Annotated in this window: 17 protein-coding genes; 7 read left to right on the top strand and 10 right to left on the bottom strand. The window is 64.2% G+C overall.

The features are described 5' to 3' along the window. The first annotated feature begins 4 nt into the window (after window positions 1-4). Window positions 5-484, top strand: a complete 480-nt coding sequence (locus tag HU719_RS13240; protein WP_186522539.1) for a TIGR02444 family protein — start codon at window positions 5-7, stop codon at window positions 482-484. Here the strand turns inward: HU719_RS13240 and HU719_RS13235 are convergent. Continuing rightward, window positions 460-1,428, bottom strand: a complete 969-nt coding sequence (locus tag HU719_RS13235; RefSeq protein ID WP_186537254.1) for an AlgP family protein — start codon at window positions 1,426-1,428, stop codon at window positions 460-462. The genes HU719_RS13240 and HU719_RS13235 overlap by 25 nt on opposite strands. Before the next feature lie 224 nt (window positions 1,429-1,652). Between HU719_RS13235 and HU719_RS13230 the strand changes: the two genes are divergently transcribed. Next, the gene (locus tag HU719_RS13230) at window positions 1,653-2,312 is read left to right on the top strand and encodes an FKBP-type peptidyl-prolyl cis-trans isomerase (RefSeq protein WP_186537253.1); all 660 of its coding nucleotides are present in this window, start codon (window positions 1,653-1,655) and stop codon (window positions 2,310-2,312) included. Window position 2,313: 1 nt separating this feature from the next. Here HU719_RS13230 and rsd read toward each other — a convergent pair whose 3' ends face one another. The 7 genes from rsd to HU719_RS13195 all read right to left on the bottom strand — a co-directional run bounded on the left by rsd (window position 2,314) and on the right by HU719_RS13195 (window position 8,771). Next, complete coding sequence (gene rsd / locus HU719_RS13225; protein WP_186522542.1) at window positions 2,314-2,784, bottom strand: sigma D regulator; 471 nt, start codon at window positions 2,782-2,784, stop codon at window positions 2,314-2,316. A gap of 229 nt (window positions 2,785-3,013) precedes the next feature. After that, complete coding sequence (locus tag HU719_RS13220) at window positions 3,014-3,502, bottom strand: disulfide bond formation protein B (protein ID WP_186522543.1); 489 nt, start codon at window positions 3,500-3,502, stop codon at window positions 3,014-3,016. Between the two features lie 206 nt (window positions 3,503-3,708). Beyond that, the gene (locus HU719_RS13215) at window positions 3,709-4,947 is read right to left on the bottom strand and encodes a heme biosynthesis HemY N-terminal domain-containing protein (protein WP_186522544.1); all 1,239 of its coding nucleotides are present in this window, start codon (window positions 4,945-4,947) and stop codon (window positions 3,709-3,711) included. Next, a complete protein-coding gene (locus HU719_RS13210; protein ID WP_186537252.1) occupies window positions 4,944-6,044 on the bottom strand; it encodes a uroporphyrinogen-III C-methyltransferase in 1,101 nt (366 codons plus the stop codon). Before HU719_RS13210 ends, HU719_RS13215 begins: the two co-directional genes overlap by 4 nt. A gap of 46 nt (window positions 6,045-6,090) precedes the next feature. Beyond that, window positions 6,091-6,858: a uroporphyrinogen-III synthase gene (locus HU719_RS13205; protein WP_186537251.1), complete on the bottom strand. Its 768-nt coding sequence runs from the start codon at window positions 6,856-6,858 to the stop codon at window positions 6,091-6,093. Then, entirely contained in the window at window positions 6,855-7,796 is a 942-nt protein-coding gene (gene hemC, locus HU719_RS13200; RefSeq protein WP_186537250.1) for a hydroxymethylbilane synthase, read from the bottom strand. The genes HU719_RS13205 and hemC overlap by 4 nt, the downstream gene beginning before the upstream one ends. A gap of 231 nt (window positions 7,797-8,027) precedes the next feature. Next, a complete protein-coding gene (locus tag HU719_RS13195; protein ID WP_186522548.1) occupies window positions 8,028-8,771 on the bottom strand; it encodes a LytR/AlgR family response regulator transcription factor in 744 nt (247 codons plus the stop codon). Between the two features lie 298 nt (window positions 8,772-9,069). Between HU719_RS13195 and argH the strand changes: the two genes are divergently transcribed. Then, entirely contained in the window at window positions 9,070-10,464 is a 1,395-nt protein-coding gene (argH, locus tag HU719_RS13190; RefSeq protein ID WP_186537249.1) for an argininosuccinate lyase, read from the top strand. A 414-nt stretch (window positions 10,465-10,878) separates the two neighbouring features. Here the strand turns inward: argH and HU719_RS13185 are convergent, their stop codons facing one another. Then, window positions 10,879-11,541, bottom strand: coding sequence for a glutathione S-transferase family protein (locus HU719_RS13185; RefSeq protein WP_186520120.1), 663 nt, complete (start codon window positions 11,539-11,541; stop codon window positions 10,879-10,881). A gap of 144 nt (window positions 11,542-11,685) precedes the next feature. On the opposite strand from HU719_RS13185, the gene HU719_RS13180 reads away from it, so the two are divergent. From HU719_RS13180 to HU719_RS13165, 4 genes are all read left to right on the top strand, one after another. After that, window positions 11,686-11,988 carry a hypothetical protein gene (locus tag HU719_RS13180; RefSeq protein ID WP_186520121.1) on the top strand — a complete coding sequence of 101 codons (303 nt, stop codon included), beginning with the start codon at window positions 11,686-11,688 and terminating at the stop codon, window positions 11,986-11,988. Window positions 11,989-12,040: 52 nt separating this feature from the next. Continuing rightward, window positions 12,041-12,286, top strand: a complete 246-nt coding sequence (locus tag HU719_RS13175) for a TIGR02647 family protein (protein WP_186520122.1) — start codon at window positions 12,041-12,043, stop codon at window positions 12,284-12,286. Window positions 12,287-12,432: 146 nt separating this feature from the next. Continuing rightward, the gene (locus HU719_RS13170) at window positions 12,433-15,288 is read left to right on the top strand and encodes a class I adenylate cyclase (RefSeq protein ID WP_186535944.1); all 2,856 of its coding nucleotides are present in this window, start codon (window positions 12,433-12,435) and stop codon (window positions 15,286-15,288) included. 82 nt (window positions 15,289-15,370) lie between these two features. Further along, window positions 15,371-16,222: a PI-PLC domain-containing protein gene (locus tag HU719_RS13165; RefSeq protein ID WP_186520124.1), complete on the top strand. Its 852-nt coding sequence runs from the start codon at window positions 15,371-15,373 to the stop codon at window positions 16,220-16,222. A 5-nt stretch (window positions 16,223-16,227) separates the two neighbouring features. Here the strand turns inward: HU719_RS13165 and rnk are convergent, their stop codons facing one another. After that, complete coding sequence (rnk, locus tag HU719_RS13160) at window positions 16,228-16,638, bottom strand: nucleoside diphosphate kinase regulator (protein WP_186520125.1); 411 nt, start codon at window positions 16,636-16,638, stop codon at window positions 16,228-16,230. Window positions 16,639-16,640 lie beyond the last annotated feature (2 nt).

The following is a 16,640-nucleotide window of genomic DNA, read 5'->3' as shown; positions in this document are numbered from 1 at the left end:
AACCATGCACACCGACCTGTGGAATCACGCCCTGGCCCTGTACGCGCGGCCCGGGGTAGAAACGGCCTGCCTGGCCTTGCAAGCGCTGGGCGGCGATGTCTGCCTGTTGCTATGCGCAACCTGGCTGCAAACGCGCAAGGTTACCCCCAATGCGCAGCGGCTTGCCGCGCTGCAAGAGGCCGCCACAGCGTGGCAACGGGAGGTGGTGGCGCCACTGCGCGCATTGCGCCAGCAGTGGCGCGAGCACGCCCTGGCCGACCCGCAACTGGCGGTATTGCGTGAACAGGTGAAGGGGCTGGAACTACAGGCTGAGCGCACCTTGCTGGAGCGCCTGGAGCAACTTGCGCGCCGATGGCCTGCGGGAGCGGGCGATGGCGAAGAATGGTTGGCCCGGCTGGCGCCGGACCAAGCCAGAGGCCACGACGCGCTGGATCAATTGCGCGTCGCTGCCCGGCAGCTTCAGGATGCCGAAGACGGCGTCTGAGCAGGGGTGCTTGCAGCGGCTGCCGGTGTGGCCGAGTTGGTGGCCGACGCCGGGGCAGTGCTGGCGGTTGGCGCGGCAGGCTTGGCAGCGGCTGGTTTTGCGGCAGCTGGTTTTACCGGAGCCTTGGCAGCAGCAGGTTTGGCCGGGGCTTTGGCAGCGGCTGGCTTGGCTGCTGGTTTGGCAGCGGCAGGTTTGGCGGCAGCGGTTTTGGCTGGAGCCTTGGCGGCAGCTGGTTTTGCGGCAGCGGGTTTAGCGGCGGGCTTGGCGGCAGCAGCCTTGGCCGGCGCTTTGGCAGCGACTGGTTTGGCAGCAGGCTTGGCAGGCGCTTTGGCAGCCACTGGCTTGGCAGCCGCTTTGACCGGCGCTTTGGCAGCAGCGGTTTTAGCAGCGGCAGGTTTTGCGGCAGCCGTGCGGGCGGGAGCCTTGGCAACTGCGGGTTTAGCAGCAGGCTTGGGCGCAGCAGCCTTGGCTGGTGCCTTGGCAGGTGCAGCTTTCGCAGGGGCAGCTTTGCCAGCAGGCTTGGCAGCCGCTTTTGGCGCAGCAGCACGAGAGCCCAGCGCCTTGGCCGCAGCCTCACGCACTTTGCCAACACCCTGGGCCAGTTTCAGGCTTTCCTGGGCGTCACGCTTGAGCTGTTGAATATAAGTGCGGGTTTGCGCCTGGCGCTCTTTGAGCGATTCCAGCAGGCCTTCAAGTTCAGCGGCGGCTTTTTGCGCCTTGCCTTGGGCCTTGGCTTTGCCGGCCTTGGCCGCGTCTTGCAACTTCAGGCGGGCGGTGTGCAGTTTTTCCTGCGCCTTGCCGCGTTGTTTTTCCAACTTGGCCAACAGTTTCTCGGCATCCGCCAGCGCTTGGGAGCAGGCATCTTCCAAATGTTCGAGCAGGCTGCCCGAAAGTTGCTGGAGCAGGTGTAACGGCGTACTTACTGGCTTCTTTTTGGCCGACATGGTTTACCTCCTGGCTGACGAGAGTGCGGCTCATACTATGCTTCTGCTGCTACCGCCGCTAGGGCATGTTGACAGTATCAGTAGCCCCGCGTTGCATACCCGCACCCAGTCGTTGTCTTGCAGCAAAAAACAAGTGTAGTTGGCCGCTAATTGGGCGCGGATATTTCCACGTCAGGGTGGAGCAACGCTGGCATACTTCGCGCTCTTTGCAGCAGGAGTCGAGCATGTCTCGTTATTTAATGTTCGCGCTGTGCCTGGTCGCCCCGCTGTCGCAGGCCGCCGAGCAAACCGCCAGTGAAACCGACCTGTCCTACAGCATCGGCGCAAGCCTGGGTGAGCGGCTGCGCCAGGAAGTGCCTGGCTTGCAACTGGACGCGCTGGTAGAAGGCTTGCGCCAGTCTTACCAAGGCCTGCCGCCGCGCATCGACAAGTCGCGCATGGAGGCCATCCTGCAGCAGCACGATGAACAAACCAGCGCGGCCAACCAACAGGCCGCCGTCGACAAATTGCTCACCGCAGAAAAACGCTTCATGGCCAGTGAGCGCACCCGCGCCGGCGTGCATGAACTGCCCGAAGGGATTCTCTACAGCGAACTGGCAAGCGGCAGCGGCGCACAGCCAAAGGCCAGCGGCAGCGTGCAGGTGCGGTATGTGGGTAAGTTGCCCGATGGCACGGTGTTCGATCAGAACCTGCAGCCGCAATGGTTCAAGCTGGACTCGGTGATCGAAGGCTGGCAAGTGGCGTTGCCGCAGATGAAGTCCGGCGCTAAATGGCGGCTGGTGATCCCCTCGGCGCAAGCCTACGGCGCCGATGGTGCGGGCGACCTGATCGCGCCCTACACCCCGCTGGTATTTGAAATAGAACTACTGGGCGTGGCCGACTGAATCAGGCCTGCACCGCACCCTCTTCCTTGTGCGCGTTGTGCAGCACTTCGATCAGGCAGTCTTCAAGTTCAAAGCGTTCGTGCAACAGGCTACCGAGCTTGCCGAGTTTCTCGGCAAAGCGCTCGGGGTCCGTGCATTCGCCTTTTGCGCAATGGTCGTTGAACGCCAGGGCAATCTGGGTGCTGTCATCGATGCGCGGGGTGATCTGCGTGGCCAGCTCCAGGCCGCGAGTATCACCAAAGGCCTTGGCTTCACTGACCAACTGCTCGCTGACCTCAAAGTGCCAGGCCGAAACGTAGTCGACCAGCAAGACGCAAAAATCGCCGTTCTGCTCTTTGTCGGCGAATGCAGGCTTGGCATCGCGCAATGCGCTGAAGGCCTGTATCAGCTCCTCGCGCTCCGCCAGCCAACGGTCGATCAGCTTGTGAACACCGCCCCAGCGTTCCTGGGCGTTCTGGCAACTATCGAGCATGGCGATCTCTTCCCTTCTGGATAGATGCCGCTGCACTTCGTGGCACCAGCCGTGGCACAAAAGTGGCGTCAGCGAGACGGCATCGAACAGTGTGTTTTCGGTATGCGTGCTGGGAGATTATTCCCGCGCGTCCTGCCCTTCAAGGTACGCAGCGCACTAAGTTCATACAAGCGTTTAATACCTTTCCTACAAACCACTGGTCGAGCAATGCCCTGCTTATTGTCCAGGATCAAGCAACGACCAGTTGGCGGAAACGATACGCCAGCAGCGAATGCAGCGCCGGCATGGCCAGCAGCACGAAAGCCAGCAGGCTCCACTCCGGCAGGGTCAGGTCAAGAAAGCTCCAACTGATCGACACGCACTCCGGGCTGCCCAGCAGCAAGCGGCCCAACACCTCACCCAAAGGCCGCGCCATCAGCGGCATCGGGCAGCCGTCGGCAGGCGCCGGGCCGCCCTGCAGCCACACATGCCGCCCGGCCAGCAAAGCACCGCCCAAGGCACATGCCGACGCCATCCAGGCATAACCGCGCCGGCGCGGGCCACGCAGCAGCGCCAGCAGGCACACCAGTGCGTACAGGCCCAGCATCAACCGCTGGCTCAGGCACAACGCGCAGGGCGCCAGGCCCACCAGGGGCTGCAAATAATACGAGACAGCCAGCACCAGTAACGATGCCAGCAAGGCGGGGAAGTAAAAGCTGCGCAGGCGAGCCAGCGACATGGAGTGTCCACACGTGGGGAAGGGGTTCTCAACGGTAGAGGAAAGACGCGCTTTGTATCAAGGCGCTACAGAGGCGAATCGTCGCTGATTAGCGGCGAAAGCGTGCCGAACATGGTAGGACCGTTCTGACACTGCGGAGCAAAATGGTGGGGCTTGTAGGACGGGTTCAGGGCTGGCCCGCGCAAACGCGCAGGCCAGCGCAGGAATCAGGCACGCATGCCCTCAGGCAATGGCAGCGCCAGCAGGCGCTCGTCGAGCAACCCCAGCCCTTCCTGGAACAGCTGGTTGCTGCGCTCGGTTTCGCCAAGGCTGGCCAGCAAACGCGCAAGCTCGGCGCAGGTTTCCGGGTTGCGCTGCATGCGCAGGCTGCTTTCAAGGTAGTCGCGGGCCTTGCCCCAAAGACGGTTCTGCAGGCTCAGCCGGCCCAGCGTGAGCAGCAGGCTCGGGTCTTGCGGGTGGTCCTTGAGCCAGCCTTCAGCCGTTTGCAGTTGGCGCACCGGGTCATCGCCACGAACCAAACCGTAAAGGCGCGCCAGATGGCTCTCGTAACTGCGCTTGAGCGCCGCACGCAACACCTGCTCGGCCTCGCCCTGGGCGCCCACCTGACGCAGTTGCTCGGCATAGGCCAGCACCAGTTGCGGCTCCTGGCGCTGGGCGTTGGTCAGTTGCTGCCAGGCGCGCTCCAGCGCCTGGCGAGCGGCTTGTTGATCTTCGCCACGGGTGGCCGCCAGGTTGATGTTCTGGCCCCAGGCACGCTGCTCCAGCTGGGCAAGTTCGGCTGCCGGCAGCACCTTGTGCTTGCGCAGGTCTGGCAGCAGGCGAATCAGCGCCGGCCAGTCGCCGCGCTCCAGGTGAAGGCGCTGCAACAGGCGCAGTACCTGTGCGTTGTTCGGGTGACGCTCCTGCATGGCGTGCAGGGCTTCGAGGGCGCCATCGTTCTCGCCACGGTCCATTTGCAGCTGCGCGTGGGTCAGGGCGACGGCAAGCTCGGCCTGCGGCTGGCGCTCCAAAGCACGCTCCAGCAGGTTGTCACGGTCTTCGACGCGGCCCTGCTCGTTGGCGGCGCGGGCGGCCCCGAGGTAGAACAGCAAGGGCTGGCGCTCGGCTTCGGCGGCGCGTTGCAGATGGCGCTGCGCGCTGGCCCAGCGGCCTTCGGCGAGGTCCAGCTGGCCTTGCTCGATGGCAATGCGGGTGCGCCGGCTACGGTTGCGCCGCGACCACGGGTTGACCGCGCCGCCAGAGGTCAGCAGCAGGCCCACCAGGTAGCGCAACAGCAGCAACGCCAGCACCCCGGCCACCAGCGCCGACAGCGCCGCCCACAGCCCCGACTGGTAGCGGAAGCTGCCATAGGCGATCAACACATAGCCGCTGTGCTTGGCGATGGCGATACCCAGCGCCGCAGCGATGACAATCGCCAGCACTGCCAGCAGATAGACTCGCTTCATGGTTTGCCCCCTTGCGCCTGGGCCGGCAGATGGCGGCGCTGGATGTACGCCTGCACCGCAGCCAGGCTCTCGCTCAGGTCGGGGGTAACAACCGACACGGGCTGCTCGGCCAGCTTGTTAAGGCTGTCGAGCATGGCCTTGCTCTGTGGGTTGTCCGCGTTGAAGTTGGCCAGCAGCACGCTGCGCGCGTCGTCCAGCGCCTGGTTGTAGACCTTTTCTTCGCCATTGAGCGCGGCCCACTGGGCTTGCTCGATGGTCAGGCTGAGGGCCAGGCGCAGCTGGTTGAGCGATTGCCCGGCAAGCAGCGGCCGCACGTTGTCGTCAGCATTGAAGTCGATCTGGAAGTACTTGGAAATCTCGCCCCACCAGCGCGACCAGCGGCTGCCGGCATCGCCGTCAGCAGTCAGCGCGCCCGTGGCATCGGCGCCACTGTTGAACTCCGGCGACTGGGCGCTGAGTTGCAGCACCTGCTCGCGCTGCGCGGCCAGCTTGAGGAACAGGCCGGTGCGGTCCGGTTGCTGGGTGCTGTTGAGGGTCGCCAGGCTACGCGCCAGTTGCTCGCGCGCTGCGAACGCGCCGGGGTCGCTTTGTTCGCGCAGAATTTCGTCAGCGCCTTCGACCAGCGCCTTGGCACTGGCGATGTCCTGCAACGCCGACAGCCGCAGGGTGGCCAGCCGCAGCAAGTGCTCGGCCTCGGCCAGGCGCCACTCCTTGCGGCTTTCGCCAAGGACGGTTTCCAGGCGCTGGCTCAGGCGTTGCTGGTCGCCCTGCAACTGCGCCACCAGGCGGCGGCGGTCTTCCAGCTCGCTGGCCGATGGCAGGCCGGCCAACTGCGTAGTGAGCTGCTGCTCGCGCTGCTGCAGCGCGTCGGCACGCTGGTTGAGCGCTTGCAAGTGCTCAGCCTGGCCCAGTTCATTGCCTTGCAACTGACGCACCTGCCAGGCACCCCAGCCACCCACCCCGACGCCTGCGGCGCCGACCAGCAAGGCCAGCAGTGCAAGGCCGGTGCCGGAACGGCGCGCCGGTGGCGGGTTGGAGGTTTCTGGCGCTTCAGGCGCCGCGGGCTGTTCGGTGTGGGACAAGACTGTTTCGCTCACGTATCCATCCTTTGCATGGTGGCCCATCGCTCATGTGCGTGGCGCCTTAAGGGGCAGGTGCAGCGGTTCGCTGCACGGCTGCCAGCAAGGCCGCGGCACCTGCGCCGCGGCAATCCACAATCTTCAGTGCTCCCAGCTCGCGGGCCTGCTCGGCAACACGCGGGCTGGGAACGAACAACGGCAGGCGTGAAAGCCGTGGCCAATCCGCCCCCGCCAACTGCTGCAAGTGTGCAAGACCCTGCCCACTGCTGACCACCAGGCCATTGAGGCGTTCCCCATCGACGCAGCGCGCCAGTGTTCCTTGCGGGTAATGCGGCAGGCTACGGCGATACAGTTGCAGATATTCGACACTAGCACCTTGCTCGGCAAGACGCTCGGCCAGCAGTTCGCGACCTCCCTCGCCACGGGCGATAAACACCCGTGGCGCGGGCACGGCGAGGGCCTGGCGCAGGGCTGCCAGGCCGAGGAGTGCTTCGCTGTCATCGCCGGCTGCCGGGAAATTCACTTCCAGCCCGCGCGCCTTGAGAATGCCGGCGGTGGCTTCACCGACGGTGAACCAGCCCGCGTGGGGCGCGGCGATGCCGGCCTGGTCGAGTTGCGCCAGCAGCAGGCGTGCCGCGGGTTTGCTGACCACGATGATGGCGTGGGCCGAGGTGATACCGGCGAGGCGCAGCGGGTGCGCGGGGCCAGCCTCGAGCGGTTCGATGGCCAGCAGCGGCAGGCTGGCGCTGGCGATGCCGGCTGCGGCCAAGGTCTGCGCCAGTGCCGCACAGTCCTCTTCAGGCCGGGTCAGCAGCAGGCGCCAAGGGCTCACGGGTGCCCGGCCTCGCCGTAGACCTCTTGCAGAATGGCCGCTGCGCCCTGCTTGAGCAGCGCGTCGGCCACCTGCACGCCAAGCACTTCGGCCTGCCGGCGCGGGGCGCGGGCGTCGGCCACCAGCAAGGTGCCGCCCGAGGGCTGGCCCACCAGGCCACGCAGCCACAGCTGCTCGCCCTCAAGCACGGCGTAGCAGGCAATCGGCACTTGGCAGCCGCCGTTCAGGTGTTTGTTCAAGGCGCGCTCGGCAACCACGCGGTCGGCGGTGTCGAGGTGGTGCAGGGGCGCCAGCAGGGCATGGATTTCGCTGTCGGCGCTGCGGCATTCGATGCCCACCGCGCCTTGGCCGCCGGCAGGCAGACTGTCTTCGACACTGATGCTGGCGGTGATGCGCTGCTCGAAGCCAAGGCGGATCAGGCCCGCTGCGGCAAGAATGATGGCGTCGTATTCGCCAGCGTCGAGTTTGGCCAGGCGGGTGTTGACGTTGCCACGCAGGAACTGGATTTTCAGGTCCGGGCGACGCGCCAGCAGTTGCGCCTGGCGGCGCAGGCTGGAGGTGCCGACCACGCTGCCGGCAGGCAATACCTCAAGGCTTGCGAAGGTATTGGAAACAAACGCATCACGCGGGTCTTCGCGCTCGCAGATGCAGTACAGGCCGAGCCCTTCGGGGAAGTCCATGGGCACGTCTTTCATCGAATGCACGGCGATGTCGGCTTCGTTTTCCAGCAGCGCGGTTTCCAGTTCCTTGACGAACAGGCCCTTGCCGCCAATCTTCGCCAGCGGCGCGTCGAGCAGCTTGTCGCCACGGCTGACCATGGGCACCAGCGTGACCTTCAGGCCAGGGTGCGCCTGCTCCAGACGCGCTTTTACATATTCGGCCTGCCACAGGGCCAAGGCACTTTTACGGGTGGCAATGCGGATTTCGCGAGTGGACATGAAGCGCCCCGATGCAGAGAAATGCCGCCGATGATAACAGCTCCGCCGGGCACGCAAGCAGATGTGGGTCAATCGCCAACTCTACAGCCTGGGGGATTTCGGGCCTGCCATGCAGGCCATCGCAGGCTGGCGCCAGCTCCCACAGGGTCTGGGTCAACTCACAATATCGAGGCTGGACACATTCACTGTGGGAGCTGGCGCCAGCCTGCGATGAGGCCGTGACGGGGATGCTCAGAGCGCCTGCATCATCTTGCGCACACCCGCCACATGGCGCCGGCTGACGGTCAGGGGGTCGCCATCCAGGCCTTTGAGGTAAAGCTGGAAGTGCCCAAGCGGCGTGCGCTGCAAACGCTCGATGCGCTCGCGGGCCACCAGCGCGTTGCGGTGGATACGCACGAAGCGGTCACCGAACTCGTCTTCAAGCGCCTTGAGCGGCTCGTCCAGCAATACCTCGCCGCCTTCGTGGCGCAAGGTCACGTACTTGTGATCGGCAATGAAGTAGATCACCTGCGGCAGCGGGATCAGCTCGATGCCCTTGCGGGTGCGCGCGCTGATGTGGCTGCGCGGCTCGCCACCGCCATCGGCGGCAGGCCGGGTAAGCGCCGCCAGCTGGGTGCGGTTGGGTTTTTCGGCGCGGCGCAGCGCATCGCGCAGGGTCTGCTGCTGGATGGGCTTTTCGACGTGGCTCAGGGCGCTTTCGCTGAACGCCTGGCTGTCATGTTGATCGCCGGTGCAGAACACCAGAGCCGGCGGTGCTTCGCGCTCGCACAGGCGTGCGGCCACTTGCAGCCCGTCCAGGCCCGGCAGGCCGATATCCAGCAGGACCACATCGGGCTTGAGGCTCTCGATCAGGGTCAAGGCCTCCTCGCCATTGGTGGCGCTGGGCTCAAGTACCGTATAGCCCTCAAGCTCGCGCAGCAGTTGCCTCAGGCTTTCGCGGGCTTGGGGTTCGTCATCAACGATCAGGACATTCATAATTGCGCTGGATTCCTGAGTGAGTCTCGCACGGGTGTAGCGTAGACAGGTGTAGGGGACCGTAACGCGGTCACGCTCTAGACCCGTGCGAAGGCCAAAGATTCACTGGCCTGGCAGATTCAGCGCCAGCCCATTGTCCAACTGTAGACGGTCCGTGGAACACTGCCGTTCAATCGCAGAATATCCTTGGCACCCTTGTTACCAGACGATTCTCACGACCGGCGCCCTGCGGCGGCGGGCTCAACCCTGCTATTATCGGCGCCACTTTTATCCGTTCGCGCCTTCCAAGAGTGAATCCATGAGCACCGACAAGACCAATCAGTCCTGGGGCGGCCGCTTCAGTGAGCCCGTCGACGCCTTCGTCGCCCGTTTCACCGCCTCGGTCGACTTCGACAAGCGCCTGTACCGCCACGACATCATGGGTTCGATCGCCCACGCCACCATGCTGGCTGAAGTCGGCGTACTCACTGCCGCCGAGCGCGAAACCATCGTCGATGGCCTCACTACCATCCAGGGTGAAATCGAGGCCGGCAACTTCGACTGGCGCGTCGACCTCGAAGACGTGCACATGAACATCGAAGCACGCCTGACCGACCGCATCGGCATCACCGGTAAAAAACTGCACACCGGCCGTAGCCGCAACGACCAGGTGGCGACCGATATCCGCCTGTGGCTGCGCGACGAGATCGACCTGATCCTCGCCGAAATCACCCGCCTGCAACAAGGCCTGCTGGAGCAGGCCGAGCGTGAAGCCGAGACCATCATGCCCGGCTTCACTCACCTGCAGACCGCCCAGCCGGTTACCTTCGGCCACCACCTGCTGGCCTGGTTCGAAATGCTCAGCCGTGACTACGAGCGCCTGGTCGACTGCCGCAAGCGCGCCAACCGCATGCCTTTGGGCAGCGCCGCGCTGGCTGGCACCACCTACCCGATCGACCGTGAGCTGACCTGCAAGCTGCTGGGTTTCGAAGCCGTGGGCGGCAACTCGCTGGACGGCGTGTCGGACCGCGACTTCGCCATCGAATTCTGCGCGGCGGCCAGCATTGCCATGATGCACCTGTCGCGCTTCTCCGAAGAGCTGGTGCTGTGGACCAGCGCGCAGTTCCAGTTCATCGACCTGCCTGACCGCTTCTGCACCGGCAGCTCGATCATGCCGCAAAAGAAAAACCCCGACGTACCGGAGCTGGTACGCGGCAAGACGGGCCGGGTATTCGGCGCCCTGACCGGCCTGCTGACCCTGATGAAAGGCCAGCCACTGGCCTACAACAAGGACAACCAGGAAGACAAAGAGCCGCTGTTCGACGCCGCCGACACCCTGCGCGACTCGCTGCGCGCCTTTGCCGACATGATCCCGGCCATCAAGCCGAAGCACGCAATCATGCGCGAAGCGGCCCTGCGCGGTTTCTCCACCGCCACTGACCTTGCCGACTATCTGGTACGCCGTGGCCTGCCGTTCCGTGATTGCCACGAGATCGTCGGCCATGCCGTGAAGTACGGCGTCGATACCGGCAAAGACCTGGCCGAGATGAGCCTGGAAGAACTGCGCCAGTTCAGCGACCAGATCGAGCAGGACGTGTTCGCCGTCCTGACCCTCGAAGGCTCGGTCAACGCCCGCAACCACATTGGCGGCACTGCACCGGCCCAGGTGCGCGCGGCGGTGGTACGCGGCAAAGAGCTGCTGGCTTCGCGCTAAGCGGCTATGGGGCTGGCGAGCAAAGCTGTGCCGGCCTCATCGCAGGCTATCGCCAGCTCCCACAGGGATCTGCGCCACACCTCAATATTGGGGCTGTACGCGGCTTCTGTGGGAGATTCTATGGTTTTGTACAAGCCTGTTCCCGCCAGATATATCTCCTTGTGGCGAGCGGGCTTGCCCCGCGTTGGGCTGCGCAGCAGCCCCTTGGGTTTTCAGGGCTGCTGCGCAGCCCAACGCGGGACAAGCCCGCTCGCCACAACTGTCTATCATTTCCCATAGGATTAGGTCCAACCAGCAATGTTGCGGTTGCGCATGGCCTCTGTGGGAGCCTGCGATGAGGCCAGTACAGGCTTGCTCTGCACCTCGGCCCGCTCCCACCGCAGGAGCGGGCTTGCCCCGCGATTTCTTCTGGCCTTAACGCTTGCCGCTCTTGATCAACTCAAGAAACACCGGCATCGCCGCTTCCTTGTCGGCCACGATCCGCGCCATGTGCGGGTTCTTGCCTAGCAGGTCCAACAGCGCTTTGGCCTCAGGGAAGTCTGCCAACCAGTCGACACCCAGCACCTTCTTGCCCACCAGGCACGCAAGGTCGACCGAGAAGCAGAACATCAAGTCGGCAATCGTCATCTGCTCGCCAGCAACGTAGGGCGCAAAGCGGCCATTGCGCTTGAGCGTGGCAAAGCCTGCCAGCAGGTCCGCCCGCGCCCGTTCCTTGATCAGCGGGTCGACCGCCATACCAAAGAACGCCTCGGCGTAGCAGGTACGCGCTGGCAACTCGATATACAACTCGATTTCCCGCAGCAGCTCACGCACCTTGGCCTGGCCGAAGGCGTCGGCAGGCAGCAGCGCCTTGCCCGGTTGGGTCTGCTCGATGTAGTCGAGGATCACCCCGGTTTCGCTGAGAAAGCCATGCTCGGTCTCCAGCACCGGCACCTTGCCGCGCGGGCTGAGCGCGACCGACTGCGGCGAAGAGCCGCCGTAGAACAGCACTTCTTCGAAAGGCAGGCCTTTTTCCAGCAGGGCCAACTTGACCATGTTGTAGTAGTTGCTGACCGAGAATCCATGAAGCTTGAGCATTGAACAGCCTCCAGGCCGTGTGGGGATGGCCCGGCTGTTATAGCCGCCTGGCCCGCCGCTGACCAGCACCATGCCCGACGTCAATGGCCAGGCATTGCCGCCACGGGCGTGGCAAACTGTGTGCCTCAACACAGGAGTAGCGCCATGAGCGAGCAGCACGACATCGACGACAACGATGAAGAAGCCTTTACCGAGTCCACCCTGACCCAGGCGATCGAGAACCAGATCGAAAGCGGCGAACCGGCAGCGGCCAAGGCCACTTTCAACAAACTGACCCTGGTCGGCTACGAGCGTGAAGACATCCTCAACCTCATGGCCCACGTGCTGGCCATCGAGATCGACGCCATGCTCGATGAGGACCGTGCGTTCAACACCGCCTGGTACGAGGAGGCCCTGCGGGCCCTGCCCGAACTGCCACCTGAGGCGGATCAAGGCAATATCGAATAAGCATGACTACACTCCTGACTTCCATCCTTGTCTGGAAGTCAGGAGCCGTACCATGTCCTTCACCCCCGAACTGATCGCCGAACTCGAAGTGCTTGCACTGTTCAACCTGGACAGCCACCAGGAAGGCATCAAGGTCCACAGCAACGCCTCCCCTGCCCTGGTCGCCGCTGCCCAGCGCCTGCATGACAAACAACTCACCGATCAGCCCGATGGCGGCTACCTGACCAGCCTGGGGCTGGATGCCGCGCAAAACGTCCAACAAGTACTGACCATCCTCAAAGCTGCACAGCCTGCCTGACACTGCCCCACGGCCCCGTCCCTGCGTGCCGGCGATGGGGCCTGTTGCAGCGCTGAAAAAATGACGTCAAAAACCCTCGCGCTACTTATCCGACCTGTCCACTCAGGCTAAACTCGCCACAGCTTCCCGGCCTGCCTGAGTGCGCAATGAACCACCCCCACGAAATCCGTCCCGATATCGAGCAGGGCATCGACCGCAAGGAGCTGTCGCGCCTACGCGCGCGCTTTCTCAAGCTTAACCAGGGGCGTTTGCAGCGGGCCATGGGCGGGTTGTCAACGCGCCAGCAACAGGTACTGACGCTGTTGCCGCTGTGCCTTCACGTCAACCACCCGCTGCTGCCGGGCTATGTCTCCGGCAGCACCCCCGCCGGGGTGGCGGGTTTCGAGCCGGATGCCGAGCTGCTGGCCGAAGCCCAGCGCCTGACCCGTTCGTTCACCTACAAACCGCGCCACGGCAACCCACCACAACCCATCCACGGGCTGTTCCTGATGGGCAGCATGGGCACCCTGGCGCAGGCCGAACAGAGCGACATGGACTTGTGGGTGTGCCACGCCCCCGACCTTGGCGAACAAGCGCTGAACGAGCTGCGCCGCAAGTGCCAACTGCTCGAAGCCTGGGCAGCCAGCCAGGGCGCAGAGGCGCACCTGTTTCTGATCGAGCCGCGCAGCTTTGTGCAGGGTGAGCGCGACAGCCAGCTCAGCTCCGATGACTGCGGCACCACACAACACTATCTGCTGCTCGATGAGTTCTACCGCACCGCACTGTGGCTGGCCGGGCGCACGCCGCTGTGGTGGCTGGTGCCGGTGTACCAGGAGCACAACTACCACGCCTACACCCAGACCCTGCAGGCCAAGCGCTTCATCCGCGCCCGCGACGACCTCGACCTGGGCCACCTGGCGCACATCCCGCCCGGTGAATACGTAGGCGCAGGGCTGTGGCAACTGTTCAAAGGGCTGGACTCGCCCTACAAATCGCTGCTCAAGCTGCTGCTGACCGAAGTTTATGCCAGCGAACACCCCGCCGTTCGTTGCCTGAGCCTTGACTACAAGAAGGCGGTATTTGCCAACCAGCTCGACCTCGATGCGCTGGACCCTTACGTGATGGTGTACCGGCGCATCGAGCACTACCTGCAGCAGCGCGGCGAACACGCCCGCCTGGAACTGGTGCGCCGCAGCCTGTACCTGAAGGTCAACAAGAAACTCAGCGGCCTGGGCCGTGGGCGCAGTGGCAGCTGGCAACATCGCCTGCTCGGGCGACTGGTCGATGAATGGGGCTGGGACGAGCGCCAGCTGGCGCTGCTCGACAGCCGCAGCCAGTGGAAGGTACGCCACGTCACCGCCGAACGCCGCGAGCTGGTCGCCGAGCTGAACCAGAGCTACCGCTTTCTGGCGCAGTTTGCCCGTCGCCTGAACGCCAACAGCCGCGCCGATCAACGCGACCTCAACGTACTGGGCAGGCGCCTTTACGCCGCCTTCGAACGGCGCGCCGGCAAAATCGAGGTGATCAACCCAGGCATTGCCCCGGACCTGGCCGAAGACACCCTGACACTGGTGCAGTCGCCCAACCGCAAAGAGCCTGGCACCCACTACTGGAGCCTTTACAACGGCAACCTCGGGGTCACTGAGCTGGAATACACCAGCCCGCTCAAGCGCTGCCGCGAACTGTTGGAACTGCTGGCCTGGGCGCATCGCAATGGCGTGATCGACAACAGCACCCGCATCGCCCTGCACCCTGGCAGCAGCGACCTTAGCGAATTCGAGCTGTTCAACCTGATCGGCAGCCTGCAACAGGTCATTGCGCTGCCGCTGGGGCCCGTCAGCGAGGTCCGCCTGCTGCAACCCAGCGTGGCGGACGACATCCTGTTGCTGGTCAACGTTGGCATCGACCCGCTGCGCCATCACCGTGACCTGAACATCCTGATGACCACCGAGCGCACCGACTCGCTGAGCTATGCCGGCGTGCGCGAGAACCTGGTGCTCACCCTCGACCAGGTCACCGTCAACAGCTGGAACGAAGTGCTGGTGCAGCGCTTCGACGGCGAGCACGCGCTGGTGCGCTGCCTGCGCGACTTCCTCAACAGCCTGGGCACCCGCAGCCACCGCCCACGGGTCAGCGTGCGGTGCTACTGCCATAACCGCGCACCGGCCATCAGCCAACGGGTTGAGGACATCTTTGCCACGGCGCAGTCGCTGCTCGATCAGAATCTTGACCATCGCTACCTGCTGCAGGTAGCGCAGCACACCCATGTGCTCGAATTGCTGCAGGGCCAGGTCACCCTGACCACGCTGGCCAGCCACGACGAAACCGTTGCTGCACTGGGCGAGGAGCGCAATACCTACAGCCCGCTGCATCTGGATGGCAATGCCCTGCAGGACTACGACTTGCCGCTGGTTCTGGAGCAGGGCCAGCCGGGGTGCATCCAGGTGTTCTACCGCCTGCTCGATGGCTGGGCCGACCTGTACGTGCTCGATGAACACAACACGTTATGGCAGCAACGCCTGCCCCTGCAGGACGAGCAGCACCTGCTGCTGCCACTGCAGCGTTTCTTGCAGTCGACCGTGATGCGCCGTGACGCCCAGCTACCGCTTGATAGCCTGCAACAGGCTGCGCTGCAGATTACCTATCAGCAGTTGCTGCCCAACGGCATCGGCAAGGCGCGCAGCCTGGAGCCGCGCCCAGTCCCCCAGGAAAGCCCCAGCCAACCGTACTACGAGGTGCAGGCGATTCTGCAGACGGGCGCCGCAGAGGCGGTGCATGTCACGCTGTACTGCGACCAACAGGAATATTCCCAGCTCGAACACGGCGACCAGCTTTACCGCCTGGTCGCGCGGCAGATTCTCGACCAGCGTCGCAGCGCTGGCAGCTACCGCTGTTACATCACCGACCTCGACCTGTCCGAGTTGCTCGGTGACGAGGTGGGCTCTACCAGCCTGTATCTGCGCTACAAGCGCGAACTGGAGCAGGCCCTGAACGATGCCGTCGACCAGGCCGAGCGCCTTTGAGCCCGCGGGGCGAGCCTTCCAGGTTCATTACCCCGCCCCAACCCCGCACCCTCGCACCTCCTAACCGAGAGGAGTGTGCAACATGAATAAAGCGAACTGGATGGGCAGCATCCCGGACCTGGGCCGCCTGAAGATCCATGAACTGATTCTGCCCGGCAGCCACAACGCGGGGATGGACACGCAGGTCAACGGCGTGATCGCTCAGGAGCTGACCCAGGACGTCCCGTGCATCGAGCAGATCCGCGGCGGCGTGCGGGTACTGGACCTGCGCGTGCGGGCCTATACCGAGTACACCCCGGATCAGCCTTACCGCTACCAGCTTTACCACCTGAGCAGCTCGGGGCGGACATTGTTTGGCGACGTGCTCAACGAGCTGAAAGCGTTCTACCAGGACCCGGCCAACGCCAAAGAAATCGTGATCCTCGACCTGCAATTATTTGACCGCTTCTGGAAAGCGGAGCATGGCTGGCTAAGGGACGCCATGGAGAAGTACTTTGGCCATATGTTCATCCCCCTGTCGCTGTGCGAGCTGACCCTCACTGAGTTGTGGAGCCAACACCCTGGCAGGAACATCGTGGTGGCATACAACCACTATGACCGCGGCATCCACTGGCCAGGCGTGCGCCAGGTGTGGATCGGCGAAAACACCCCGTCGACCGCCGCGCTCAAAGCCTACCTGGACAAACAGCTGCCGGTGGCCACCGAGGCGGGTGAGCTCAGCGCGATCCAGTGCGCCAAATACAACATTGCCGAGCTGGGCCGGGCCGACGACTTCAGCGACAAGATCGATGAGTGGTTCCACTCGCAGGACCTGAACAGCTATATCCAGCGTTTTCGAATCATCCACACCGACTGGACGCTGCGCAGCCGTATCGTCGACAACTGCATCCATGCCTGCCAACTCAAGGCCGAAGACGCCGCGCCGGAGGCCTGACTGGTTCAGAGGTCGAAGTCGCCTGCGGCTTCTGGCTGATACTCGACAGCAAGCAGTTGCAACTTGAGGGTCTTGCCCCCTGGCGCCGGCCAGTCGATCTGTTCACCGACCGATAGCCCGAGCAGTGCGCAGCCGATCGGCGCCAGTACCGACACCTTGCCTTCAGCGCCTGCGTCTTTGGGGTAAACCAGGGTCAAGTGGTAGTCCTTGCCGCTGGCGATTTCGCGGCAGTGCACGCGCGAATTCATGGTTACCACGCCTGCTGGTACCTCTTCGTGGCCGACGACCTGCTCGGCACGATCCAGCTCCTCCTGCAAGGCGAGCACACCCGGCGTGCTTTCATCGAGACGGTCGAGCAACTGCTCGAGACGCTGTACATCCAGGCGGGTGAGGATGAGGGAAGGCTTGGTGCTCATGG

Origin of the sequence: Pseudomonas farsensis (assembly GCF_014268805.2) — a bacterium.
Lineage (GTDB): Bacteria > Pseudomonadota > Gammaproteobacteria > Pseudomonadales > Pseudomonadaceae > Aquipseudomonas > Aquipseudomonas farsensis.
This window is presented reverse-complemented; position numbering and strand designations above follow the sequence as displayed.